General features: G+C 70.8%; 18 protein-coding genes and 1 pseudogene. 4 read left to right on the top strand and 15 right to left on the bottom strand.

The features are described 5' to 3' along the window. Positions 1-9: 9 nt before the first annotated feature. The 3 genes from RIN75_RS19625 to aspS form a co-directional block, all read right to left on the bottom strand. A complete protein-coding gene (locus RIN75_RS19625; protein ID WP_309113418.1) occupies positions 10-1,209 on the bottom strand; it encodes a hypothetical protein in 1,200 nt (399 codons plus the stop codon). Between the two features lie 130 nt (positions 1,210-1,339). After that, positions 1,340-2,281 (bottom strand): DUF389 domain-containing protein, encoded by a 942-nt coding sequence (locus RIN75_RS19620; RefSeq protein WP_309113417.1) that lies wholly within the window; start codon positions 2,279-2,281, stop codon positions 1,340-1,342. A gap of 68 nt (positions 2,282-2,349) precedes the next feature. Then, complete coding sequence (aspS, locus tag RIN75_RS19615) at positions 2,350-4,125, bottom strand: aspartate--tRNA ligase (RefSeq protein ID WP_309113416.1); 1,776 nt, start codon at positions 4,123-4,125, stop codon at positions 2,350-2,352. A 184-nt stretch (positions 4,126-4,309) separates the two neighbouring features. On the opposite strand from aspS, the gene RIN75_RS19610 reads away from it, so the two are divergent. Both RIN75_RS19610 and RIN75_RS19605 read left to right on the top strand, forming a co-directional pair. Further along, a complete protein-coding gene (locus RIN75_RS19610) occupies positions 4,310-5,554 on the top strand; it encodes a hypothetical protein (protein ID WP_309113415.1) in 1,245 nt (414 codons plus the stop codon). Between the two features lie 10 nt (positions 5,555-5,564). After that, positions 5,565-6,236, top strand: a complete 672-nt coding sequence (locus RIN75_RS19605) for a peptidylprolyl isomerase (RefSeq protein ID WP_309113414.1) — start codon at positions 5,565-5,567, stop codon at positions 6,234-6,236. 122 nt (positions 6,237-6,358) lie between these two features. Here the strand turns inward: RIN75_RS19605 and RIN75_RS19600 are convergent, their stop codons facing one another. Further along, a complete protein-coding gene (locus RIN75_RS19600) occupies positions 6,359-7,546 on the bottom strand; it encodes a S8 family peptidase (protein ID WP_309113413.1) in 1,188 nt (395 codons plus the stop codon). Positions 7,547-7,790: 244 nt separating this feature from the next. Between RIN75_RS19600 and RIN75_RS19595 the strand changes: the two genes are divergently transcribed. Further along, positions 7,791-8,249 carry a GNAT family N-acetyltransferase gene (locus tag RIN75_RS19595; RefSeq protein ID WP_309113412.1) on the top strand — a complete coding sequence of 153 codons (459 nt, stop codon included), beginning with the start codon at positions 7,791-7,793 and terminating at the stop codon, positions 8,247-8,249. On the opposite strand, the gene RIN75_RS19590 is transcribed toward RIN75_RS19595, so the two are convergent. From RIN75_RS19590 to RIN75_RS19580, 3 genes are all read right to left on the bottom strand, one after another. Beyond that, positions 8,235-9,353, bottom strand: a complete 1,119-nt coding sequence (locus RIN75_RS19590) for a S8 family peptidase (protein ID WP_309113411.1) — start codon at positions 9,351-9,353, stop codon at positions 8,235-8,237. The two genes, RIN75_RS19595 and RIN75_RS19590, sit on opposite strands and share 15 nt — an antisense overlap. Before the next feature lie 25 nt (positions 9,354-9,378). After that, complete coding sequence (locus RIN75_RS19585; RefSeq protein ID WP_309113410.1) at positions 9,379-10,482, bottom strand: S8 family serine peptidase; 1,104 nt, start codon at positions 10,480-10,482, stop codon at positions 9,379-9,381. A gap of 69 nt (positions 10,483-10,551) precedes the next feature. Further along, positions 10,552-11,721: a S8 family peptidase gene (locus RIN75_RS19580; RefSeq protein WP_309113409.1), complete on the bottom strand. Its 1,170-nt coding sequence runs from the start codon at positions 11,719-11,721 to the stop codon at positions 10,552-10,554. 340 nt (positions 11,722-12,061) lie between these two features. Between RIN75_RS19580 and RIN75_RS19575 the strand changes: the two genes are divergently transcribed. Further along, positions 12,062-13,024 (top strand): hypothetical protein, encoded by a 963-nt coding sequence (locus RIN75_RS19575; RefSeq protein ID WP_309113408.1) that lies wholly within the window; start codon positions 12,062-12,064, stop codon positions 13,022-13,024. A 13-nt stretch (positions 13,025-13,037) separates the two neighbouring features. Here RIN75_RS19575 and RIN75_RS19570 read toward each other — a convergent pair whose 3' ends face one another. The 8 genes and pseudogenes from RIN75_RS19570 to RIN75_RS19535 all read right to left on the bottom strand — a co-directional run bounded on the left by RIN75_RS19570 (position 13,038) and on the right by RIN75_RS19535 (position 22,367). After that, entirely contained in the window at positions 13,038-14,228 is a 1,191-nt protein-coding gene (locus RIN75_RS19570; RefSeq protein WP_309113407.1) for an acyl-CoA dehydrogenase, read from the bottom strand. Further along, positions 14,225-16,093 carry a biotin carboxylase N-terminal domain-containing protein gene (locus tag RIN75_RS19565; protein ID WP_309113406.1) on the bottom strand — a complete coding sequence of 623 codons (1,869 nt, stop codon included), beginning with the start codon at positions 16,091-16,093 and terminating at the stop codon, positions 14,225-14,227. The genes RIN75_RS19570 and RIN75_RS19565 overlap by 4 nt, the downstream gene beginning before the upstream one ends. Positions 16,094-16,101: 8 nt before the next feature. Beyond that, complete coding sequence (locus RIN75_RS19560; protein ID WP_309113405.1) at positions 16,102-17,697, bottom strand: carboxyl transferase domain-containing protein; 1,596 nt, start codon at positions 17,695-17,697, stop codon at positions 16,102-16,104. Continuing rightward, entirely contained in the window at positions 17,694-18,848 is a 1,155-nt protein-coding gene (locus tag RIN75_RS19555; protein WP_309113404.1) for an acyl-CoA dehydrogenase family protein, read from the bottom strand. The genes RIN75_RS19560 and RIN75_RS19555 overlap by 4 nt, the downstream gene beginning before the upstream one ends. Continuing rightward, positions 18,845-20,343: pseudogene (locus RIN75_RS19550) on the bottom strand (acyclic terpene utilization AtuA family protein). The gene RIN75_RS19555 and the pseudogene RIN75_RS19550 overlap by 4 nt, the downstream one beginning before the upstream one ends. A gap of 56 nt (positions 20,344-20,399) precedes the next feature. After that, positions 20,400-21,149, bottom strand: coding sequence for a TIGR03084 family metal-binding protein (locus tag RIN75_RS19545; RefSeq protein ID WP_309113403.1), 750 nt, complete (start codon positions 21,147-21,149; stop codon positions 20,400-20,402). 4 nt (positions 21,150-21,153) lie between these two features. After that, entirely contained in the window at positions 21,154-21,774 is a 621-nt protein-coding gene (locus RIN75_RS19540) for a TetR/AcrR family transcriptional regulator (RefSeq protein WP_309113402.1), read from the bottom strand. A 191-nt stretch (positions 21,775-21,965) separates the two neighbouring features. Next, positions 21,966-22,367, bottom strand: coding sequence for a nuclear transport factor 2 family protein (locus tag RIN75_RS19535; protein ID WP_309113401.1), 402 nt, complete (start codon positions 22,365-22,367; stop codon positions 21,966-21,968). Positions 22,368-22,384: the final 17 nt, after the last annotated feature.

Here is a 22,384-nt window from a genome sequence, read left to right as displayed (position 1 = left end):
GCGAAACGCCTACCGAAAAGCGGGATAAAGGGGAAGCTCGACCGACTCGGAACCATAACGGGAAACGAGAGCGTCGACGACTGCCTCGGCATGGGCCGCCACCGGCTTCGCCCCCGCCGCCAGCGCGTCCGCCCGCAACCGCACCCACCGCGAAGCCAGCACCGTGCTGCGCGGCGGCGAATCCAACGGCCGGTGCCCGGAAGGCAGGGCCAGGTCCAACCGCGGCAACCCGCGCCACGTCGCCAGCCACACCCACAGCAATTGCGCTTCCAGCAGCTTCGGCAGGAACACCGCGTCGTCGTCCAGGTCCGGCCACACGCCGCTGACCTCGGCCCGCCACGCCGCGACCATCGCCTCCGACATCCCCGCCGGCAGCCCGTACGGGCACCAGCACGACGGGAACGGCACCCGCAGGCACGCCGCGTCGAACACGATGTCCCGGACGCACCCGCCCTCGAAGTCGAGGAACCGCACGCCCTTGCTGGTCACCAGGTGGTTGTCCGGACAGGACGTCGACGGCGAGAACGCCCGCCGCCGGGACGTCACGAATGCGCGCACCGCCTGCTCGGCGAACTCGAGCACGGGGCCGGGCGTGTCGACCTGCCAGGCCTCCGCGAGCAACGTCGGTAACCCGGCCAGCGCCGCGTGCACGTCCACCGCGATGGGGTCGGCGCAGCACTGGCTGCCCTGCCGCCGCATCAGGGCGTCGAAGTCCGCGTCCCGACCCGCCGTCGTGGCGTGCAGGCGGCCCATCGCGTGCGCCCACGACAGCAGGCCCCGCTCCGCCGCCCGCGCGTCGGAGCCCAGCAGCTTCTCGGCCAGCCGGGGCGCCTTGCCCAGGTCCTCCAGGACCACCAGCCGCTCGGCGGAGTCCTGGGCGACCAGTTCCGGCGTCAACCGGTCCTCGCCGGGCAGCGCCGTCAACAGCTTGTGGCTGACGGCCTCGTGCGCGAACGGGTCCCGGTCGGCCACCGCCGACGGGTAGCGCTTGACCACGAGCGTGCGCGGCAGGGAGAACGGGGTCGACGCGACCCGGACCCGCACGACGACGGACCGGCCCGCGCCCCCGAGGCGTTCGGGGTCGGCCAGTCTGACCTGCGCTCCGAACCGCCCGCTGAGCACGGACTCGGCGGCGGCCACCGCCGCGAGCAGGTCGGAGTGGTCGGCGTCGTCGATGTCCGCTGGGCCGGCGGTGATCTCCACGCTCATCCCCTCCGACCCTACCCCGGTGGCCACCGACCTGACAGAACCCGTCCGGGCACCGTGACGGTAGTGCTCATATGCATGGTTGAGCCACCACTTGTCGATAACGGAACCGACCAACTGGTGGAACGACCGCCTACCCGTTGGACAGCGGCCGGCCGGGGGCGACCGTCCGGTCGCGCCGCCTGCGCAACGCCAGGACCACCGACGCGGCGGCCACGATGCCCACCAGGTTGACCGCCAGTTGCAGCACCGAGTACCCGCAGATCGCCCACTCGCCCAGCACGGCGGCGATCGCCGCGTACCCGGCGGCGGGCACGGTGGTCACCGAGATGAACACCCCGACCAGCGCGGCCGACTTCGCCGACGTCATGGACAGCATCCCCGCCGCGCCCGCCAGCAGGGCCACGATCAGCGAGAACGGGCCGACCTGGAACACGAAGTCCACCTGGTGGGCGGCCAGCACCATGTCCCGGTCGAACAGCCCGCCGTAGGAGCCGACGACGGCCGCCGCGAAGGTCGCCACCATCGCCAGCGGGAAGCCGATCGCCAGCGCCGCCGACGCCCGGCGCACCAGGTCCCAGCGCCGCAGCACCAGCCCGACCGCGATCGCGGCGAGCGGCCCGAACTCGGGTCCGACGACCATCGCCCCGACGATGGTGACCGGCGAGTTCGTCACCACGCCGACCGCCGCGAGCAGGCACGCGATGGTCAGGAACGACTGGAAGGTGGCGTTGAGCCGGGACTCCTCGCCGGTGCGGGAGAGCAGTTCCTCCCACACCACCGCGTCCGCCGCCTCGCCGGGCGCGGCCTCCTCGGCCCGGTCCGCCGCGTCGGACAGGGCGGTGTCGATCTGCTCCAGCGTCACGCCGCCGGTGTGGTCGATGCCCAGCCCGCACAGCGCGGCGACCACCTCGTCGGTGGCCTCCCGGGCGACGTCCGCCTCGACGACGTCACCGGCCGGGTCGATGGCCGCGCCCCGGAACAGCACGACGTGCGTGACGCCGGGGTGTTCCTTGAGCGCGGCCAGGACCTGGTCGGTGTGCTCGACCGGGCACACGGCACGCAGGTGCAACATGGCCACTACTGTGCCCGATCCGTTCCGCTACTGCTTCCGCTTCTGCTGGGCCTACTGCCCCTGCCGGGCTACTGCTTCTGCTGGGGCTTCGCGTCGACGCCGGCTTCCTTGCGCTGCTGCGCGGTGATCGGCGCCGGGGCCGCGGTCAGCGGGTCGTAGCCGCCGCCGCTCTTCGGGAACGCGATGACCTCGCGGATGGAGTCCGCGCCCGCGAGCAGCATGGCGATGCGGTCCCAGCCGAACGCGATGCCGCCGTGCGGCGGGGCGCCGTACTTGAAGGCGTCGAGCAGGAAGCCGAACTTCTCCTGCGCCTCCTCCGGCCCGATGCCCATCACGTTGAACGCCCGCTGCTGCACGTCCGCGCGGTGGATGCGGATCGAGCCGCCGCCGATCTCGTTGCCGTTGCAGACGATGTCGTAGGCGTAGGCCTTGGCGTTGCCCGGGTCCTCCTCGAAGCGGTCGATCCACTCCGGGGTGGGCGAGGTGAACGCGTGGTGCAGCGCGGTCCACTTGCCGCCGCCCACCGCCACGTCGCCCTCGGCCAGCTTGTCGGTCGCCTCGAACATCGGGAAGTCCACGACCCACACGAAGGACCAGGAGCCCTCCTCGATCGCGCCGATCCGGTGCGCGATCTCCACCCGGGCCGCGCCGAGCAGGGCCCGCGCGCCGTCCGGGTCGCCCGCGCCGAAGAACACGCAGTCGCCGGGGTTCGCGCCGACCGCCTTGGCCAGCCCGTCGCGCTCGGCGTCGGACAGGTTCTTGGCGACCGGGCCGCCCAGCGTGCCGTCCTCCTGGACCAGCACGTAGGCCAGTCCCTTCGCGCCGCGCTGCTTGGCCCACTCCTGCCAGGCGTCCAGCGTCCGGCGCGGCTGGGAGGCGCCGCCGGGCATGACGACCGCGCCCACGTACGGCGCCTGGAAGACGCGGAACGGGGTGTCCTTGAAGTACTCGGTCAGCTCGGTCAGTTCGAGGTCGAAGCGCAGGTCCGGCTTGTCCGAGCCGTACTTGGCCATCGCCTCGGCGTAGGAGATGCGGCGGAACGGGCGCGGGATGTCCTGGCCCGCGATGCCCTTCCACAGCGCGGTGATGATCTTCTCGCCCAGCTCGATGACGTCGTCCTGCTCGACGAAGCTCATCTCGATGTCGAGCTGGGTGAACTCCGGCTGCCGGTCGGCGCGGAAGTCCTCGTCGCGGTAGCAGCGGGCGATCTGGTAGTACCGCTCCAGGCCGCCGACCATCAGCAGCTGCTTGAACAGCTGCGGCGACTGCGGCAGCGCGTACCAGGAGCCGGGCCGCAGCCGGGCGGGCACCAGGAAGTCGCGCGCGCCCTCGGGCGTGGAGCGGGTCAGCGTCGGCGTCTCGACCTCGACGAACTTCTCCGCGTGCAGCACCTCGCGGGCGATCCGGTTGGCCTCGCTGCGCAGCCGCATCGCCTTGGCCGGGCCGGAGCGGCGCAGGTCGAGGTAGCGGTGCTTGAGCCGGGCCTCCTCGCCGACCTCCAGGTGCTCGTCGAGCTGGAACGGCAGCGGGGCGGCCTCGTTGAGGACCTCCAGCTCGGTGGCGTAGACCTCGATGTCACCGGTGGGCAGGTCGGGGTTCTCGCTGCCCTCGGGGCGGCGGGTGACGTCGCCGACGACCTTGATGACGAACTCCGAGCGCAGTTTGTGGGCACGCTCGGCCATCTCGCCCTCGCGGAACACCACCTGGGCGACCCCGGAAGCGTCGCGGAAGTCGATGAAGATCACGCCCCCGTGATCGCGCCGGCGGGCGACCCACCCGGTCAGGGTGACGGACTGCCCGGCGTGCTCGGCCCGGAGCGTCCCGGCCTCGTGCGTGCGCATCACGGGTACTGCTCTCCTCGTGCTAGCTGAACGGCGACTGGTCGTCAAGGCTAGCCAACGGCCCCCCGCCGCACGCCACCAGGTTTCCCCAGCCCGGCCGCCCGACCGACCGGCACCCGGACGATCACCCGGGAATGCACTCGCGCACACCTCGGCGGGAATATCGCGACGGCCTATTCTCCTGACCATGTCGCAAACCCCGATATTGGAGCAACCCTCTTATTCCACCCGATTACGAAGACCGTTCACCCGGTCGAGGCGCAGAACGATCCCGTGGAACGACTGGACCAAAGCGCTCACCGCCGTCGTGGCGTGGCACGTCGTCCTGAGCGTGATCGCCTACCTCTTCCAGGGCTCCCAACACCTCAACTACGCGTACCCGCCGGACATCAGCCCGGACCCCACGCCGTTGTCGCACATGTACCGCTTCGACGGCCTGTACTACGTCGACATCGTCGCCAACGGCTACGACCTGCGGAACAAGCCCTGGCTGGCGGCGTTCTACCCGATGTTCCCGATGGCCACCTGGGTGGTCCACAAGATAACGTTCGCCCAGCTCGGCATCCTCGGCGCGGGCCTCGTGGTCAACGTCCTCGCCTCGTGGCCGGCCGTGGTCGCATTGCTGAGGATCACTCGACATTTCGTCGCCGACAAAGCCCTCCACTGGCTCGCGCCCGCCCTGCTGCTGAGCGCACCGTCCGCGTATTTCCTGCACGTCATGTACAGCGAGGCGCTCTTCTGCGCGATCGCTTTCTGGGCCTACCTGTTCGCGTTGCGCCGGCAGTGGGTCCCGATGGGCCTCCTGCTGATGCCGCTGACCGCGAGCCGCATCACCGCGGCGTTGTTCGTCGGGCTGTGCCTGCTGGAGTTCCTCCGGTCGCGGGACTGGCGGCGGGTGTGGTCGTGGCACCTGCTGTGGTTCCCGGCGGCGTTCACCGGCCTGGGCGGGTACTGGCTGTTCCTGTGGCGGACGGCGGGCAACCCGTTCGCGAACTTCGCCGGCCACCGGATGTGGCCGTACCAGGTGTTCGACCCGAACATCTTCGCCACGTGGGGCCGGGAGATCGCCGCCGCCACGCGCGCGGTCCGCTACGGCCCGATACACGCGGTGCACCTCGTGGACCACGTCCTGCCGCTGATCGCGCTGACCGTGGTGCTGGCGGTGTCGGTGTACGTGGTGGTCGAGCTGAGGGGCGAGGGCGTGCCGTTGGCGCTGTTCGGCTTGGCGGCGGTGGTGATGCTGAGCCTGAACAGCAACCTGGTCTCGGTCCACCGCTACGTCCTGCCGCTGGTGGTGGTGTACGTCGGGTTGACCGTGCTGTTCGACCGCCGCCGCGCGGCCCGGCCGGTGGTGTACGGCTTGCTGTTCACGCACACGCTCGTCTTCGGGTTCCTGTACGCGATGTTCATCTCGGGCAACTGGTCGGCCTAGGATCCGGGCTGTGGCCAGACGCCTGCTGCTCCCGTTGGTCCCCCTGGTGCTGATCGCCGGTTGCACGACGGCGGTGGCGGGCAAACCGGTGGCCGGGCCACTCCCCGTGGTGCCGACCGTGACCTGCGACTACGACCAGCCCGCTGACGGCCCCGCCAAGGACGTCGACCCGCCGTCGGCCCGTGCGGAGACCGAAGGCACGGTCGTGATCGAGGTCGAGACCAGTCAGGGCGAGCTGGAGTTCGAGTTCGACGCGGCGAGCGCGCCCTGCTCGGTCCACAACTTCCGGCACCTGGTGAAGGAGAAGTTCTTCGAGGGCACCTCCTGCCACCGGCTGACGGTGGATGGTTTGTGGGTGCTGCAGTGCGGAGATGCCACGGACACGGGGCGCGGCACTGCCGGGTACCAGTTCGACGACCCGGATGCGAAGACCGGTGGGTACGACCGGGGGATCGTCGCGATGGCCAACCGGCAGGAGGCCGGGACCAACGGGAGCCAGTTCTTCATCGTGCACAAGGACAGCGACTTCGACCCGGATTTCCCGGTGCTGGGGCGGGTGTCCAAGGGGATGGACGTGATCGACAAGGTGGCGGCCGGCGGTGTCGTACCCGGCACCGGGTACTCGGAGACCGACGGCCGGCCAGTGCTGCCGCTCAAGTTCGTGTCACTCAAGGAGAAGTAACCCGCACACCCGAGCACAGCCCTCACACCACCGGCGCGGGCGGTTGCGTTGGGTCTTGTTTTGGCTTCAACGTGCGGCAGGGGCCGCCCCCGGAGTGGAGGCGGCCCCAGTGGGAAGCGTGATCAGGCAGAGGGAGCCAAGTACAGGAGGCGGTTCGGGGAGCCGGTGCCCGGGTTGGTCACCTTGCTCGGCGTCGACTGGCCGACCAGGTAGGAAGCCACCTGGGCCGGGGTCGCCGCGCGGTTGTTCTGGAGGTAGCGCGCCGCCGCGCCGGCCACGTGCGGGGTCGCCATGGACGTGCCGGAGATGGTGTTGGTCGCGGTGTCACCGGTGTGCCAGGCGGACGTGATGGACGAGCCCGGGGCGAAGATGTCCAGGATCGAGCCGTAGTTCGAGTAGCTGGCACGGGCGTCGCTGCTGGTGGTCGCGCCGACCGTGATGGCTTCGCCCACGCGGGCCGGGGAGTAGTTCGACGCGTTGGCGTTGCTGTTGCCGGCCGCGATGGCGTAGGTGACGCCGGCCGCGATCGAACGGCGGACCGCGTTGTCGAGGGTGGTGGACGCGCCGCCGCCGAGGCTCATGTTGGCCACGGCCGGCTTGACGTGGTTCGCGGTCACCCAGTCGATGCCCGCGACGACGCCGGCGGTGGTGCCGCTGCCGGAGTTGTTCAGCACGCGGACGCCGTAGATCGTGGCGCCCTTCGCCACGCCGTACTGGCTGCCCGCGATGGTGCCCGCCACGTGGGTGCCGTGGCCGTTGCCGTCCTGGGCCACGCTGTCGTTGTCCACCGCGTCGTAGCCGTTGCGCGCCCGGCCGCCGAACGTGGAGTGGCTGATCCGCACGCCGGTGTCGATGACGTAGACGTTCACGCCCGACCCGGTCGAGGTGTAGCTGTAGGACGAGTCGAGCGGCAGGTTGCGCTGGTCGATCCGGTCCAGGCCCCACGACGGCGGGTTGGTCTGGGTCGCCTGGAGGTGGAGCACCTGGTCCTGCTCGACATACTCGACCGCCGGGTTGGCGGCCAGGCGCTTGGCGGCGGACTCGGGCAGGCTGACGGTGAAGCCGTTGAGCGCGTTGCGGAACACGCGGTCGACCTTGCCGCCGTACTGGCCCGCCAGCTTGTCGGCGGTCGCGGCGGAGCCGTCCTTGAGCTTGACGATGAAGCTGCCGTGCACCTTCTCGGCCGCGTCGGCCGCGAGGATCTCGCCCTCCGCCGCCTGGGCGGGGGACGCCAACAGGGAACTCGCCGCCGCGACGATCGCCGTCGCGCCGACACCGGCCAGGAACCGGACCTGTCGTGACTGTCGCATCAAGTGCTTCCTTCTCGCTGACGGCGGCCGGCCGGTCACCCCGAGCGGGACACGAACGCAGGGGCTCGGGCGTGACGCTGGGCCACCTTGCCCTCGCTGACAGTCACCAACGCTAACCAAGACGTCCGTACTGCCGGAAGTGTGAAAGATTGCCAGTTATCACACTCCGTGAAGAAAACCCCCGAGGTGGGCTTTCCCGAATTCCGGGAGACCTGGTAGGGGCCTCGGCGCTACCTTCCACCTCATGCGCCTGGAACCCGTCACCGAGGACAACTACCGCGCGGTCATCGCCCTGGAGGTCCACGAGGAGCAGCGCGGCTTCGTGGCCACGAACCTGAAGTCGATCGCCGACGCCTGGGTCTACCGCCCGAAGATGCAGCCGCTGGCCATGTACTCCGGCGACGAGCTGGTCGGCTTCACGCTGCTCTACCGGGACCAGCCCCACGACCTCCACATAGTCCGGTTCATGATCGACCGAAGGGCGCAAGGGCGCGGGCTCGGGCGCAAGGGGCTGGCCGCCATCGCCGACGTCGCGCGCGGCGAGGGGCGCACCCAGCTCTCGCTGAGCCTGGTCCCGGGCAACGCGGTGGCGCACGGACTCTACGCGGCCTTCGGGTTCAAGGAGACCGGCGAGGTGGACGAGGGTGAGATCGTGATGCGCCACGACCTCACCCCCGCCCGGCACCACTCACCGCAGGGGTGACCAGTACAGGAGCTTGCCCCACGGCAGCGGGGTCGCCTCGCGGACCAGCTCGGCCTGCACCTGCGCCGGCGTCGCGGTCCGGTTGAAGTGCAGGTACCGCAGCGCCACACCGGTCACGTACCCGGTGGACATCGACGTGCCGGAGATGGTGTTGGTCGCCGAGTCACTGGTGTGCCATGCGCCCATGATGGAGACGCCGGGCGCGTAGAGGTCGACCACGGTGCCGTAGTTGGAGAACGTCGACTTGGTGTCCGAGGTGGTGGACGCACCCGACGTGATCGCCTCCACCACCCGCGCCGGCGAGTAGTTCGCGGCGTTGGCGTTGCTGCCGCCCGCGGTCACCGACGCGCTGACGCCCGAGGCGATCAGCCGCCGCACCGCGTCGTCGAGCACCGTGGACGGCCCGCCGCCCAGCGAGAGGTTCGCCACCGCGGGCTTGACCGCGTTGCGCGCCACCCAGTCGATGCCCGCGACGACGCCTGCCGTGGTGCCGCTGCCCGATTCGTTCAACACCCGCACACCGCACACCCGTGCCTGCTTGGCCACGCCGTAGGTGCGACCGGCGATCAGCGAGGCGATGTGCGTGCCGTGGCCGTTGTCGTCCTGCGCGATGGCGTCGTTGTCGACCGCGTCCCAGCCGTTGCAGGCCCGACCGCCGAACTCCGTGTGCGTGACCCGGACGCCGGTGTCGATCACGTACGCCGTCGTGCCCAGGCCGGTGGACGTGTAGCTGTACTCGCCGTCGAGCGGGAGGTTGCGCTGGTCGATGCGGTCCAGGCCCCACGGTGGGTTGTACTGGGTGGCGTTGGCCCGCACCACTTGGTCCTGCTCTACGTACTCGACCGCTGGGTCGGCGGCCAGCCTGCGGGCTTGCGAAGCGCTCAAGTGGATCGAGAAACCCCGGAACGGTCCACTGTAGACGCGGTCCGGGGTCAGTCTGTCCATCGTGGCCAGAGTGGCGTTGTCCTTGAGTTTTACGATGTAGCTGCCGGGTACGGCTGACGGGGAGCCGGCGTGGAGGATGGCCCCCTCCGCGTGTGCGGGGGTGGCCAGGACGGTGGCGGCCAGGGCTGCGACCGCTGCGCCGGGGATGAGCTTGCGCATGGGGTTTCCTTTGCAGGGCAAGGGGTCAGCGGGCGGGGTTCCAGTAGAGCAACTTCCCGCCCCACGGGAGCGGGGTCGCCTCGCGCACGAGTTCGGCGTGCGCCTGGGCGGGCGTGGCGGTCGGGTTGAACTGGAGGTACCGCGCGGCCACCCCGCTGACGAAACCGGTCGCCATCGACGTGCCGCTCAGCGTGTTGGTCGCCGTGTCACTGGTGTGCCAGGCGGACTTGATGCCCACGCCGGGCGCGAACAGGTCCACGCCGGGGCCGTAGTTGGAGGAGGAGGCCCGTGCGTCGGTCTGCGTGGTCGCGCCGACCGTGATCGCCTCCGCCACCCGGGCGGGCGAGGTGTTCACGGTGCCGCTGCCGCTGCTGCCCGCCGACACCGCGACCGTGACACCGGAGGCGATCAAGCGGCGGACGGCGTCGTCGAGGGCGGTGGACGCCCCGCCGCCCAGGCTGAAGTTCGCGACGGCGGGCTTGCGGGCGTGTGCGGCCACCCAGTCGACGCCGGTGATCACGCCGGCGATCGTGCCGCTGCCCGACCCGTTGAGCACGCGGACGCCGTAGACGTCCACGGCCTTGCCCGTTCCATATGTCTTGCCGGCGATGATGGCCGCCACGTGGGTGCCGTGCCCGTTGTCGTCCTGGGCGATGTTGTCCCGGTCCACCGCGTCGTAGCCGTGGAAGGCGCGTCCGCCGAACTCCTCGTGGGTGGTCCGGATGCCGGTGTCGACCACGTACACCGAGGTCGACGCGCCGGTGGAGGTGTAGCTGTAGGTGGTGCTCAACGGCAGGGCGCGCTGGTCGATGCGGTCCAGGCCCCAGGGCGCGTTGAGCTGGGTCGCGTTGGCGTGCACGTACTGGTCCTGCTCCACGTACGCGACCGCCGGGTGCGCGGCCAGTCGACGGGCCTCACGGGCGCTCAGCCGGGTGGTGAACCCGCCGGCGAAGGTGCGGTCGGTCTGGATGCCGGGCAGGGACCGGCCGTCCTTCAGTTTGACTATGTAACTGCCGGGCACGGCCGAAGGGGAACCGGCGTGCAGGACCGTGCCCTCGGCGGCGGCCGGCGTGGCCACGGCGGCGGCGGTGAGCACCGCGGCGGCCAAGCCGGGTAAGAGAGTGCGCATGGATGTCGTCCTTCGCAGGGGTGGGACCCCGGCGCGGGTCCGCGCGCCGGGGTCCGCCAGTGGCGGGGATCAGGCCGTGGGGGCCCAGTAGAGGAGCCGGTTCGGGGAGCCCGAGCCGGGGTTGGTGACCTTGCCGGTGGTCGCCGCGTTCACGATCGCCGCGTGCGCCTGCGCGGGCGTGGCCGCCCGGTTGGCCTGGAGGTAGCGGGCCACGACGCCGACCACGTGCGGGGTCGCCATCGAGGTGCCGGAGATGGTGTTGGTCGCGGTGTCGCTGGTGTGCCAGGCCGACGTGATGGACGAGCCGGGCGCGAACACGTCCACCAGCGAGCCGTAGTTGGAGAAGCTGGACCGGGCGTCGCTGCTGGTGGTGGAGCCGACCGTGAGCGCCTCGCCGACGCGGGCCGGCGAGTAGTTCGACGCGTTGGCGTTGCTGTTGCCCGCCGCCACGCCGTAGGTGACGCCGGCCGCGATGGACCGGCGCACGGCGCTGTCGAGCGTGGTGGACGCGCCGCCGCCCAGGCTCATGTTGGCCGTGGCGGGCTTGACGTGGTTGCGGGTCACCCAGTCGATGCCCGCGACGACGCCGGCGGTGGTGCCGCTGCCCGAGTTGTTCAGCACGCGGACCGCGTAGACCGTCGCGCCCTTGGCGATGCCGTACTGGCTGCCCGCGATGGTCCCGGCGACGTGGGTGCCGTGGCCGTTGCCGTCCTGGGCGACGTTGTCGTTGTCGACGGCGTCGTAGCCGTTGCGGGCCCGGCCGCCGAAGGTCGAGTGGCTGATCCGCACGCCGGTGTCGATGACGTAGACGTTCACGCCCGACCCGGTGGTGTTGTAGGTGTAACTGCGGTCCAGCGGCAGGTTGCGCTGGTCGACGCGGTCCAGGCCCCACGACGGGGGGTTGCTCTGCGTAGCCGCTAGCCGGACCACCTGGTCCTGCTCGACCCGCTCGACGGCCGGGTCGGCGGCCAGCCTGCGGGCCGCGCGCTCGGACATCGTGGCCGAGAAGCCATTCAACGCTGTGGAGAAAATACGGTCGACCCGGCCGCCGAAGCGAGCGGCGAGCGAGTTGGCATCCGCCGTGGAGAAATCCTTCAGCGTGACGATGTAGCTGTTCGGGATGGCGTCCGGGCTGCCCGCCGACAGGATGGTCCCTTCGGCCGCTTGGACGGGGGTCGCGGTGACGGCCGCCACAGCGGCGCTCACGCCGACCGTGGCGATCCAACTGAGCTTGCGCATACCTTGTCCGTTCTTCGCAGGGAACGGTGCGCGGCGCCCGTGGTGCGGCAGGAGCGGGGCCGCGAACCGCGTGGTGTGGGCTGCATCACCCCACGTACCCGAGGCTATGGGGCGGTTCGCGTACCGGGAAGCGACCAGTTGTCCCAGTAGCGGTGCGACGATCGCCCGGAGGAGGGGCCTTCACACCACCGCTGTTAATGAGATTTCAAGCATTCACGGCCGCAGGGGATTTTGCCCGCCGATTCGGTTAAATTCACGGCGGGAAACCCGATCGGCTGTACCGCCGAGTGATTTCGCACGATAACGTCGCTCGCCTTGTCCTCGGGAGAACGGAGTGGAGATGCCAACGCCAGTCGTCGGGCCGGATTCGCGGGTTCGCGATCCCCGACGGATCGACGGAGGAGCAGACCCCTTCGCGGACGCACTACGATCGGCGATCCGGGCGAAGGGGCTGAGCCTGGAGCGCATCCAGCACAAGCTGCGGTCACGCGGCGTGGCGGTCAGCATCGCCGCGCTGAGCTACTGGCAGTCCGGGCGGCGCCGCCCGGAGCGGCCCGACTCGCTGGCCGCGGTCGGGCACCTGGAGGAGATCCTCGAGGTCGGCGAAGGTGGCCTGAGCACGCTGCTGGGGCCGCCGCGTCCGCGCGGGAAGGCACGGCCGCGGTCGCGGCTGAGCGGTCCGGAGGGGTGGGTCCACCGGAGCGACTACCAGACCATGGCCGAGCTGCTCGCCGACGTCGACACGAGCAACGACCAGGACCTCACCCGGCTCAGCCTGCGGGACCAGGTGGAGCTGGCGATGGACGGCAGCACCCGGCGGGTGCGCTCCCGGCAGGTGCTGCGGGCCGAACGGGCGGGCGTGGACCGCGTCCTACTCGGCTACGACACCCGGCTGCCGGGCGACCCGCTGCCGGTGATCGGCACGCTGCGCTCGTGCAGACTGGGGCGGGTCTCCGCCGACCCGCGCAACGGCCTGATGATCGCCGAGTTGTTGTTCGAACGACCGTTGCGCCGCGGTGAGCGGACCGCGGTGGAGTACGAGCTGATCCACATGGCTCCGCACCACCCCACGCACGACAACACCTACTCGCGCCGGTTCCGCCACCCGGTCCGGGAGTACGTCCTGGAGGTCAGGTACGACTCCCGGTGCAGGCCTGCGCGGTGCGAGCAGTTCACGACCGACCTGTCCGGCGGCGAACCCGCCGACGTCCGCGAAACCCCGGTGGACACCTGGGGTTACGCGTACGCCGTGGCCCTGGACTTCGGTCCGGGTGTCGTGGGACTGCGCTGGGACTGGACGTGATCCGAGACGTGATCTAGTAAGAGCGCGGCAGCCGCAGGGTGTGCTGCGCGACGAAGTTCAGGATCATCTCACGGCTGACCGGCGCGATCCGGGACAGCCTGGACGCGGCGAGCAGGGCCCCGAGGCCGTACTCGGAGGCCAACCCGTTCCCGCCGTGCACCTGGATGGCCTGGTCCACCGCCGCCGCCACCGCCTCCCCCGCCGCGTACTTGGCCATGTTGGCCGCCTCACCCGCAGCCCGGTCTTCTCCAGCGTCGTAGAGAGCCGCGGCCTTCTGGGTCATCAGCCGAGCCAGCTCGACCTGGATCGCGCACTGCGCCAACGGGTGCGCGACGCCCTGGTGCGCGCCGATCGGCTTGTCCCAGACCGTGCGGGTGCGGGCGTACTCCGACGCCTGGTCGAGCGCGCGGCGGGCCATGCCGGTGGCCAGGGAGGCCGCCATGACGCGTTCCGGGTTGAGCCCGGCGAACAGCTGGGCCAACCCGGCGTCCTCGGCGCCCACGAGGGCGTCGGCGGGCAGCCGGACGTCGTCGAAGAAGCAGGTGAACTGCTTCTCCGGCGACACGATCTCCATCGGGATGTGCTGGAAGGTGAACCCTTCCGCGTCCGTCGGCACGATCATGAGAGAGGGCAACAGCAACTGAGGACCGGTGGCGGTGTCCTGCGGGGCACCCGCACCCGGGGCTACGTGCCTGGCGACCACCAGCACCGCGTCCACCTCGTCGACGCCGGAGATGTAGTACTTGCCGCCGGACAGCACCCAGTCGTCGCCGTCCCGGCGCACGGCCGTGGCCAGCTTGTGGGAGTTGGAGCCGGCGTCGGGCTCGGTGATGGCGAAGGCCATCTTGGTGGTGCCGTCGGCGAACCCGGGCAGCCACCGCCGCTTCTGCTCCTCGGTGCCGAAGCGGGCGATGACGGTGGCGCAGATGGCCGGCGACACCACCATCAGCAGCAGCGGGCAGCCCGCGGCGGCCAGTTCCTCGCACACCGCCGCGAGGTCGCCGATGCCGCCGCCACCGCCGCCGTACTCGGTCGGGACGGCCACCCCGAGGTAGCCGAGCTTGCCGGCCTCGGCCCACAGCTCGTCGGTCTTCTCCCCGGCCCGCGCCTTGGCGACGAAGTACTCCGGCCCGTACTTGGCGGCCAGGTCCGCGACGGCCTTGCGCAGCGCCCGCCGCTCCTCGCTCTCCACGAAGTTCGTCATGACAACGCCTCCACAACCGCGAGCACGTCGCCCGCATCGACCTGGTCGCCCGGTTGGACAAGGACTTCGGTGACCGTGCCACCGGTCGCGGCGAGCACGCGGTGCTCCATCTTCATGGCCTCCAGCACCAGCAGCTCCGCGCCCGCCTCGACCACCTGGCCGGCTTCGACGGACACGCGCACCACCGTGCCCGGCATGGGCGCCACGGTCGCGCCCTCGGCGACCCTGGTGGCGGGTTCGGGGAAGCGGGGCAACACGCGCAGTGACCACCCGCCGACCTCCACCCGGTCCCCGTATACGGCAACGGGGTATGTGACCTGCACGCCGTCACTTTCCAGCGTCACGAAATCTTCAGCGGCGCGCACCACTTCGAGTTCAGGACTGCATATGACTCCATCGCGGGTGTGCCGATAGGTCACCGACACCGTTTCACCGTTGAATTCGAAGTCCGCTTTCCGCGGCTGTGCCGGCACATTGCGCCAGCCCAGCGGCAGGTTCGTCCGGCGAATCTCGGCCAGAGCGAGGGCGGCGGCCAGGGCGGCGGGGCGAACGTCCACGTCAGGCCGCTTTGTCAGGCCGTGCTGGTCGAGGAACCCGGTATGGGTATCGCCCGCGGTGAAGGCCGGATGGCGCAGCGTCCGCACCAGCAGGTCGCGGTTGGTGACCAGGCCGTGCACCTCCGCGCGGTCCAACGCGTTGGCCAGCTTGCGCACCGCCGCTGCCCGCGTCGGCCCCCACGCCACGACCTTCGCCAGCATCGGGTCGTAATGCACCCCGACGACGCTGCCGTCCTCGACGCCGCTGTCCACCCGGACGCCGTCCGGCACCCGGAACCGGTGCAGCGTGCCGGAAGCGGGCCGCCAGTCGTGCGCCGGGTCTTCGGCGTAGAGGCGGGCCTCGATCGCGTGGCCGTTGGGGCTGGGCGGTTCGGCGGGCAGCCGCGCGCCCTCGGCGATGGCGAGTTGCCAGGCCACCAGGTCCAGGCCGAAGACCTCCTCGGTGACCGGGTGCTCCACCTGGAGGCGGGTGTTGACCTCCAGGAAGTGGAACCGCTGGTCGTCGGTGAAGAGGAACTCCACCGTCCCCGCGCCCACGTACCCGATGGCGCGCGCGGCTTTTGTGGCGGCGTCGAAGAGTCGTTGGCGCGCCTCGGGTCCCACCGCCGGGCTCGGGGTCTCCTCGATGATCTTCTGGTGCCGCCGCTGGATGGAGCACTCCCGCTCCCCCAACGCCCACACCGTGCCGTGCGTGTCGGCCAGGATCTGCACCTCGACGTGCCGGGCGTTCTCCAGCAGCGGTTCGCAGAACACCGTGCCGTCGCCGAACGCGGACTCTGCCTCGCGGCGGGCGGCGGCCACCGCGTCGGCTAGCTCGTCCCGGGTCCGCACGACCCGCATACCCCGGCCGCCACCGCCTGCGGACGCCTTGACCAGCAACGGGAACTCCGTCGCGGCCTCGGGGTCCAGCTCGGGCAGCACCGGGACGCCGGCCTCGGCCATCCGCTTCTTCGCGGCGACCTTCGAGCCCATCGCCTCGATGACGTCCGCGTCCGGACCGACCCAGATCAGCCCGGCCCGCCGCACGGCCCGCGCGAACTCGGCGTTCTCGGACAGGAAGCCGTAACCGGGGTGCACGGCGTCCGCGCCGGCCGCCTTCGCCGCCGCCACCAGCGCGTCGATCCGCAGGTAGGTCTCGGCGGGCGCGGCGCCGGGCAGGCGCACCGCCGCGTCGGCCTCCCGGACGTGCGGCGCGTCGGCGTCCGGGTCGGAGAACACCGCCACCGGGCTCACCCCCACCTCGCGGCAGGTGCGCGCCACGCGGCGGGCGATCTCGCCCCGGTTGGCGATCAGGAGCTTGCTGATCACGGGTGACCTCACATCCGGAAGACGCCGTAGCCGTCGGCGCCCTTGATCTGTCCACTGTGGATCGCCGACAGGCACAGACCGAGCACCGTGCGGGTGTCGCGCGGGTCGATCACGCCGTCGTCGTAGAGCCGGCCGGACAGGAACGCGGCCAGGGACTGCTGCTCGATCTGGCCCTCGACCACCTGCCGCATGGCCGCGTCGTGCTCCTCGTCGTACTCCTGGCCCTTCGCGGCGGCGGCCTGCCGCGCCACGATCGACAGCACGCCCGCGAGCTGCACCGGCCCCATCACGGCGGACTTGGCGTTGGGCCAGGTGAACAGGAAGCGCGGCTCGTAGGCCCGGCCGCACATCCCGTAGTTGCCCGCGCCGTAGGACGCGCCCATGACGACGGTCAGGTGCGGCACCCGGCTGTTGGACACCGCGTTGATCATCATCGCGCCGTGCTTGATGATGCCGCCCTGCTCGTACTGGGCGCCGACCATGTAGCCGGTGGTGTTCTGCAGGAACAGCAGCGGGGTGTCGGTCTTGTTGGCCAGTTGGATGAACTGGGTGGCCTTCTGGGCCTCTTCGCTGAACAGCACGCCCCGGGCGTTGGCGAGGATGCCGATCGGGTAGCCGTGCAGGTCCGCCCAGCCGGTGACCAGGCTGGTGCCGTAGTCGGGCTTGAACTCGTCGAACCGCGAGCCGTCCACGATCCGGGCGATGACCTCGCGCGGGTCGAACGGGACGCGCAGGTCGGTGGGGACCAGGCCGAGCAGTTCTTCCTCGTCGTAGAGCGGTGGTTCGGAGGGTTTGGGCTGCGGTCCGAGCTTGCGCCAGTTCAGGCGGGCGACGACGCGGCGGGTCAGGCGGATCGCGTCCACCTCGTCGGTCGCCACGAAGTCCGCCAGGCCCGAGGTGGTGCCGTGCATCCGCGCGCCGCCCAGGGACTCGTCGTCGGACTCCTCGCCGGTGGCCATCTTCACCAGCGGCGGGCCGCCGAGGAACACCTTCGAGCGCTGGTCGATCATGACCACGTAGTCGGACATGCCCGGCACGTACGCGCCGCCGGCGGTGGCGTTGCCGAACACCGTGCTGATGGTCGGGATGCCGGCGGCGGACAACCGGGTCAGGTCGCGGAACGCCCGGCCGCCGGGGATGAAGATCTCGCTCTGGCTGGGCAGGTCCGCCCCGCCCGACTCGACCAGGCCGATCAGCGGCAACCGGTTCTGCAACGCGATGTCGTCGGCCCGGAACGTCTTGCGCAGTGTGTAGGGGTTGCTCGCGCCACCCCGAACGGTCGGGTCGTTGGCGACGATCACGCACTCGACGCCCTCGACCACGCCGATGCCCGTGACCACGCTCGCGCCCACCGGGTAGTCGGTGCCCCACGCGGCCAACGGGGACAGCTCCAGGAACGGGCTGTCCTGGTCCACCAGCAGCTCGATCCGCTCGCGCGCCAGCAGCTTGCCGCGCTTGTGGTGCCGTTCGGTGTACTTCGGCCCGCCGCCCGCGAGCGCCTTGGCGTGCTCGGCGTCCAGGTCGGCGAGCTTGGCCAGCAGCGCCTCGCGGTTCTCGTGGTACTCCACCGCCCGCGTGTCCAGCCTCGTGCCCAACGTCGTCATGCCGTGAACCCCAATCGCTTCGCGGCCAGCTCCACCATGACCTCGGTGGCCCCGCCGCCGATGCCGAGGATGCGCGCGTCCCGGTAGTGCCGCTCGACCTCGCTGTCACGCATGCAGCCCGCGCCGCCGTGCAGTTGGACGGCCGCGTCCACGACGAACGAGCACGCCTCCACGGCCGCGTTCTTGGCGAAGCACACCTGCGCCACCGCCTCTTCCCCGCGCGCCACCTTCACCGCCACCTCGCGGGTGTAGGTGCGGGCGAGGTCGACGCGCTGCGCCATCTCCACCAGCTTGTGCCGCACCACTTGGCGGCCCATCAGCGGACGGCCGAACGTCTCGCGCCGGCGGGTGTAGGCGATCGCCAGGTCCAGGCAGCGCAGGGCCGTCGCGTACGCCTGCACGGCCAGTGAGATCCGTTCGACCTGGAACTGGCGCATGATCAGCCCGAACCCACCGTTCTCCGGGCCCACCAGGTTGGCCGCCGGCACGCGCGCGTCCACAAAGGACAACTCGGCGGTGTCCGAGCAGTGCCAACCCATCTTGTCCAGCCGCCGGTCGACCGTGAAGCCGGGTGTGCCCTTCTCGATCACCAGCAGGCTGATGCCCTGGTAGCCCTCTCCCCCGGTGCGCACGGCCGTGGTCACGAAGTCGGCGCGGTCGCCGGAGGTGATGAACGTCTTGGACCCGTTGACGACGTAGTGGTCGCCGTCCCGGACCGCCCTGGTGCGCAACGCCGCCACGTCCGACCCGCCACCGGGCTCGGTGACCGCGAGCGCACCGATCAGCTCGCCCTCCAACGTCGGCCGGACGAACCGGTCGACGAGGTCGGGGCCGCCCGCGTCCACGATGTGCGGGATCGCGATGCCGTGCGTGAGCAGTGCCGCGATGAGCCCGGACGACCCGCCCGCCTGGATCAGTTCCTCGGTGACCACGACGGTGTCGAGCAGGTCACCCGCGCCGCCCACGTGCTCGGGGAACCCGATGCCCAGCAGACCGATCTTCGCCGCCGTCCGGTGCAGCGCCCGGGGAACTTCGCCCGCGCGCTCCCAGTCGTTGATGTGCGGCACGATCTCTTGTTCGGTGAACCGCCGCACGGTGGCCCGCAGGTCCCGGCGCTCCGGTGTCTCGAACAGGTCCGAGGTGGTGTTCACAGCAGGTCCTCCGGGAGGTCGACGTGCCGGGACCGCAGCCACTCGCCCAGCGCCTTGGCCTGCGGGTCGAACCGGGTCGAGGACGCCACGCCCTCGCCCAGCAGGCCGTGCAGCACGAAGTTCAGCGCCCGGAGGTTCGGCAACTCGTGCCGGTCCACCTCGCCCGCCTCGGGCAGGAGTTCCTTGAGCCGCGCGACGGTCAACTCTCCGACCAGCCACGCGTACTGGGCGTCGGTGCGCACCCACACCCCGAGGTTCGCGTCACCGCCCTTGTCCCCGGACCGCGCGCCCGCGATCGCGCCCAACGGAACCCTCATACCTCGACCACCTCCCCGTCAGGCAGCACGGCCTGGTGCCGCACCTCGTGACGGCCGACGTACGCGGCCTTGTAGACGCCGTACGGCGTCCCGTCGCCCGGCGGCGCGGTTACGTGGAACCCCGGGTAGGACGCCAGCGCCAACTCGATACCCGCCCGCGAGAACGCCTTGGCCCGCTTGGGGTCGGCGGTCTTGATCGTGGCGTGCAGGAGGGCGGAGGCGGTCTCCTCGGTGTCGGCGTCGTCGTGGTCCGTGCGCGCCAACGTCCAGGTGAGCCCGTCAGCTCCGATCGCGTCTTCGAGTTGGCGGCGCACCAACTCCGCTTTGCGGTCGACGTCGAGTCCACAGAGGACGAAGGTGGTGGAGTTGCGGAAGCCGCCGAGGTGGTTGAGGCACACTTTGAGCGTTTCCGGCGGCGGCGAGCCCTTCGTGCCGGAGATCCGGACGCCCCTGGGGTGGTCCTCCAGCTGGATGGTGTCGAAGTGGCTGGTGACGTCCGGGCCGAGGTAGGCCGGTGCGCCGATCTCGTACAGGAGTTGGGCGGTGACCGTGTCGACGGTGACCGCGCCGCCCGTGCCGTCGTGCTTGGTGATCAGGGCCGAGCCGTCCGCCTCGACCTCCGCGATCGGGAAGCCGGGGCGGGTCGCGTCGATCTCGGTGAAGAACGCGTAGTTGCCGCCCGTGGCCTGGGTGCCGCACTCCAGGACGTGCCCGGCGACGGTCGCGCCCGCGAGCTTGTCCCACTCGTCCCGATCCCACCCGAAGTGCGCGGCGGCCGGGCCGACGACCAGGGACGCGTCCGTGACCCTCCCGGTGACCACGACGTCCGCACCGGCCTTCAGGCACTCCGCGATCCCCCAGGCGCCGAGGTAGGCGTTGGCGGTCAGCGCCTCCGGGAAGCGGGGCCGCAGGTCGTCCCCGGTCACGTACGCGATTTTGGCTTGGAGCCCGAGCTTGTCGATCGCTTGCGCGAGTCCGGCGGGGTTGAGGCCGCCGGCGTTGGAGACGATCTTGACACCGCGTTCGAGGGCGAGGCCGAGGGCGTCTTCGAGCTGGCGCAGGAACGTGCGGGCGTAACCGAGGTTGGCGTCCTTCATGCGGTCGCGGCCGAGGATGAGCATGGTCAGTTCGGCCAGGTAGTCGCCGGTGAGGACGTGGAGGTCACCGCCCTCCAGCATCTCCCGGACGGCGGCGAACCGGTCCCCGTAGAACCCCGACGCGTTGCCGATCCGGATCACGACGACCTCTTCTCACGACCCGGTCCCGGTGGTCCCGCGAACGCTTGCGCGATCGGCAACCAGGCCGACGCCACTTCCCCTTCCGCCTTCACGTCCAGGTCGTCCCGGTGCCGCCGCCGCGTCGCCAGCAGGCAGAAGTCCAGAGCCGGTCCCGAAATGCGATCGGGCGCGTCCTCCGGCCCCCACGTCCACTGCTCGCCGTTCGGCCCGACCAGTTCGACGCGCACCGGCTCCGCCGGCACCGGCAGGCCGTTGACCATGAACGCGTACCCCATGGCCCGCACCGCGATGTGCGCCACGTGCCGCAGCCGCGCGGTCGGCTCGCGGGTCACGCCCAGCGCGTCGGCCACGTCCTGGCCGTGCGCCCACGTCTCCATCAGCCGCGCGGTCGCCATCGACGCCGGGCTCATCGGCGGGCCGAACCACGGCACCTTCACCCCCGCAGGCACCGCCGGCAGCGCCCGCTCCAGCTCCGCCCGACCGGCCCGCCACTCGTCCAAGGTCACCGGCTCCTCGGCGCCCTTGTCCACCATGTCCGGCGTGGCGGTCTTCAACGCCTCCGCGAACGCCTCGGGGTCGGTCGCCGCCAGTGCCGCGATGCGGTCGGTCCAGCGCAGGTGGCTGATCTGGTGCGCGATCGTCCAGCCCGGCGCGGGCGTGGGGATCGTCCAGTCGTCCAACGGCCCGACAAGGTCGTCCAGAACCTGGCTCTCGGCCCGCAGATCGTCCAAGACCTCAGAAATCACAGTGTCACTTCTCCGCCCGCCCACCCAGGCATCCCTCCAGCATCGTCGCCCAATGCCGGACGATCCGCGCACGCCGCTTCCGGTCGTCGGTGAGCTGGTTGGCCAACGCCAAGCCGCGCACCAGGTCCAGGGTGATCTGCACGGCTTCGCGGACGCCCGGCTTCGTCTCGTCGGCGCCCAACAGCTCCACGGCGAGGCGGTGGGTCTCCCGCCCCAACCGGACTTCCAGCGGGACCACGACCGTCTTCAGCTCGGGGTCGGTCCGCGACGCGACCCACAGCTCCAGCGCCGCGGTGAACAGGTCGCTGGCGTAGAAGTCGGCGATCAGCTCCACGACCGCCGGGATGCGCTCCCCCGGCGCGACCCCGTCCAGCCCGGCCGCGCGCTCCTTCAACACCTGCACGCTCTCCGCGCCCAGGTGCTCCACCGCGGCGGCCACCAGCTCGCCGCGGGTCCTGAAGTGGTGCAACTGCGCGCCCCGGGACACGCCCGCGCGCTCGGCGACCACCGTCGTCGTCGTGCCCGACCAACCCAGCTCGACCAGGCACTCGACGGTCGCCACCATCAGCTTGCGCCGGGTCTCGCGGCTGCGGTCGGCCTGCCGCTGCCTGGTCTCGGTAACCATGCAGCGGAGTGTTCCGCGCCACTAACAAACAGTCAAGACTGATTGTTAGTGGCGCGGAAGCGAGGCCGCGTCGGCTTGTCGCGTCGCCTTCCGCTCCGATCACGCTCTTCGATCGGAGCGGAAGACGACGCGATGAGCCGACTTTCAGGCGGCCTCGCCCGCGACGCCGGAGGCGGCGCAATCCAACACAGTCACCAGCCGCCCTGGGCCATGGTTTGGAACAGCCACTTCCCGTCGGTCTTCACCAGCAGGTCGCCGTACCGCACGGCCCGCGAGTGCCCACCCAGGGTGATCGTCGCGTCCGTGATCACGAAGACCAGGTTGGCGTTGATGAACACGGGGGTCCGCACGGATTCCATCTGCACGTCCCCCTCCCCCAGGTTGGCGGCCATGTCACGGAGGAACCGCTCGCGGTCCCACTGCCCGGCCGACCCGTCGGTGACCGCGTTGACCGGGAACATCGACATCTCCGCCATCGCTTCGACGTCCTTGGCCACGGCCAACGCGTCCCACCGCTCGAACCAGTCGAGGACGCCCTTCACGTCCTCGTCCGACGCCACGAAACCAGCACCACCACCCGGCACAGCACTCATGCCGTACACAGTACGGT

Origin of the sequence: Saccharothrix sp. (assembly GCF_031180885.1) — a bacterium.
Taxonomy (GTDB): domain Bacteria; phylum Actinomycetota; class Actinomycetes; order Mycobacteriales; family Pseudonocardiaceae; genus Actinosynnema.
Note: the sequence above shows the minus strand (reverse complement) of the source record. Positions and strands in the feature narration are given on the sequence as shown.